General features: G+C 62.0%; 3 protein-coding genes. All 3 read right to left on the bottom strand.

Going from position 1 to position 2,569, the window contains the following annotated elements; genetic code table 11:
* Positions 1–57 precede the first annotated feature (57 nt).
* The 3 genes from tnpC to tnpA are packed head-to-tail and all read right to left on the bottom strand — an operon-like array spanning position 58 to position 2,490.
* Positions 58–1,659: an IS66 family transposase gene (gene tnpC / locus B5483_RS22690; protein ID WP_079732152.1), complete on the bottom strand. Its 1,602-nt coding sequence runs from the start codon at positions 1,657–1,659 to the stop codon at positions 58–60.
* 41 nt (positions 1,660–1,700) lie between these two features.
* On the bottom strand, positions 1,701–2,054 hold the full coding sequence (gene tnpB / locus B5483_RS22695; RefSeq protein ID WP_176168191.1) for an IS66 family insertion sequence element accessory protein TnpB: 354 nt from the start codon (positions 2,052–2,054) through the stop codon (positions 1,701–1,703).
* On the bottom strand, positions 2,038–2,490 hold the full coding sequence (tnpA, locus tag B5483_RS22700) for an IS66-like element accessory protein TnpA (protein WP_079732154.1): 453 nt from the start codon (positions 2,488–2,490) through the stop codon (positions 2,038–2,040). Before tnpA ends, tnpB begins: the two co-directional genes overlap by 17 nt.
* Positions 2,491–2,569: the final 79 nt, after the last annotated feature.

A 2,569-nucleotide genomic window follows, 5' to 3' on the forward strand; every position in this document is an offset into this window, starting at 1 on the left:
GTGCGGCCATCATAGTTGACGCTGGACGAGACAGGCCACCGCAACGACGTCGGCGGGTCAGTCGTGTCTTTCGAAGTTGAATGGCAGCAGGTCGTCGATATCGGCGTCGTGAGGTCGCTGGGGCAATTCAGTGAGGACATGGCGTAGCCACGCGAGAGGCTCGACGCCGCAGGCGCGGCAAGTCAGCATCAGGCTGTAGGTGACGGCGCTCGCCCGTGCGCCGTCGATGGTGTCGCAGAAAAGCCAGGATTTTCTTCCTGTTGCAAAAACCCTGATGTCGCGTTCGAGAAGATTGTTATCGATCGGCATCCTGCCGTCTTCGACATAGCGCGTCAGGTATTCCCACTGGTTGAGGGTGTAGGAGACCGCATCGCCAAGCTTGGTGTCGGGCACAACCTTGGGTGCGATGTCATCGAGCCACGCTTTGAGTGCATCCAGGACCGGGACGCTATGTTTCTGGCGGAAGCGGCGCAGGTAGCTGGCCTGCGTTTCCCCCTCACCGGGCATTTCGTCCCGCACCTGCCTTTCGATCCGGTAGAGCTGGTCGAAGAACTTGAGCGCCTGTGCGGGCGGCCCGCCTTGTTTCTTCCTCGCCTTGAGGGCGTCGGCAAAGCGCCGTCTGGCGTGGGCCATGCAGCCCAGATGCGTGGCGCCTTTCAATGTGCGCCAGGCCGTATAACCGTCACTCATCAGGATACCGCGATAGTCGCCGAGGAAGGCCTGCGGATGTTCCTGCCCGCGACCGGGTTGATAGTCGAACAGCACGATCGGCTGTTCGCTGTCCTCGCTGCTGCGGTAGGCCCACATATACGAGGTGCTGGTAGGCGCCTTGCCCTCTTCCTTCAGCACTTGAACCGTAGTCTCGTCGCCATGAATGACCTCCTGGGACCGGAGCCGCAGCTTCAGGGCGTCATAAATGCGATGCAGGTGCCTCTCGCTCGAGGCGATCACCCAACGGCCCAGGGCACCACGGCTGACAGGTACCCCTGCGCGCTCGAAGGTTTGCGCCAGGCGATAAAGCGGTGTGCCATCGACGTATTTATGAACAAGGGCAAAGGCCAGCGTCGAGGCCGTGGCGATGCTGCCCGGCAAGGGCTGTGCGGGCATCGGCGCAACGACGATCGGCGTGGCGATCCCGGTGCGGTCACAATTGCGGCATGCATATTTGGCGCGGGCATTCTGAAGGACCGTGGCCTTCACCTCGATGTGAAGCTGCTCGGTTATCACTTCCCCCATGCGATGCATCCGTTCGCTGCAGCACGGGCAGACCTTCTGGTCGTCGGCGAGGTCATATTCGACGCGCTGGCGCGGCAGGTCGGCAGGAAGTGCCTTGCGTCCGCGCTTCTTCCCTTCTGGCTTTCTCGCCTCCGGCAATCCCGTGTCGGGAAGATCGGCGGCGACCGGCTCATCGACGTCGTCGTATCCATCGTCGGTATCGCCCTCAAGGGAGGCATGCTCGGCTTCATTGAAGACACGATCCAGGTGCTTTTCGCTGCGCGGCGCAAAGCGGTGCAACCGCGCCAGCGCCAGTTCCTCCTCAAGCTTCAGGATGCGCCGGGCAAGGGCGTCTTTCTCGGCCCGCAATGTCTCGACCTCGGCGGCTTTCGTCGCCAGAAGCGCCATCAATTCCGCAATAGTGGGGACGCCGCCTCGATCCATCGCAGTCTTGAATCGAAAGCCCGTTCCCGCGTCAATGGCCTTCAACCGACAAACTGATATTGCCGCACCGGATGAGGGACCATCGCGTCAATATCGATCCCGTCGAGCAGCCAGCGCAATTGCTCCGCGGTGAGCGCCACCACCGTTTCCGCTCGTTTGGGCCATCGGAACTTGTCCTCTGTCAGCGCCTTGAGCACCAGCACAAAGCCCGACCGGTCAAAGAACAGCAGCTTCATCCGGGTCCGGCGCCGGTTGCAAAAGGCGAACGCCGCGCGCTCGAACGGATTAAGGCCCATCGACTGCTCGACCAGGATCGCAAGGCTGTTGATCCCACAGCGAAAGTCGATCGGATCCCGGTGAAGATAGATGCGCAGATCTTCAGCGAGCCGGAACATTGCAGTGCCCCAGCGCATCGATCATCACCACGAGTAACTGCGCGTCACACCCCTCCAGCGTCAGCGATACGCCATTTGGCATCGACGCCTGCAGCCGCGCTGACGGTACCAATTCCGCAGACCGGCTCGCGATCCCACCAGTGGGTCGCTCCGCAGGCGCCGGAGACGTCTCCACCCGGATAAATGCCGACGGATCCGGCAACTGCCCCGTGCTCCGCTGCCCGTTCGCACTCTGGCGCTCCTGATACTTCCTGACCCATTTGCGCAGTTGGTTGGCGTTGACACCATGCTCCAGCGCAAGCCTCGCCACCGATACGCCCGGCTCGAGGCACGCCTCGACCAACCGTGCCTTCCCCGCCCGACCATAATAGCGCCGGCCGTTACTCGTCACCCTTACAACCTCGAGCCCATAGGAGCCCATCGGTGCCATCTCCATGTGTCCACCTCTTCCTTGGTGGACACATCCTTCACACCGCGTCACTCAACCGAACAGGTGCGCGGAATTTCGCGCTTAC

Origin of the sequence: Novosphingobium mathurense, assembly GCF_900168325.1 — a bacterium.
Lineage (GTDB): Bacteria > Pseudomonadota > Alphaproteobacteria > Sphingomonadales > Sphingomonadaceae > Novosphingobium > Novosphingobium mathurense.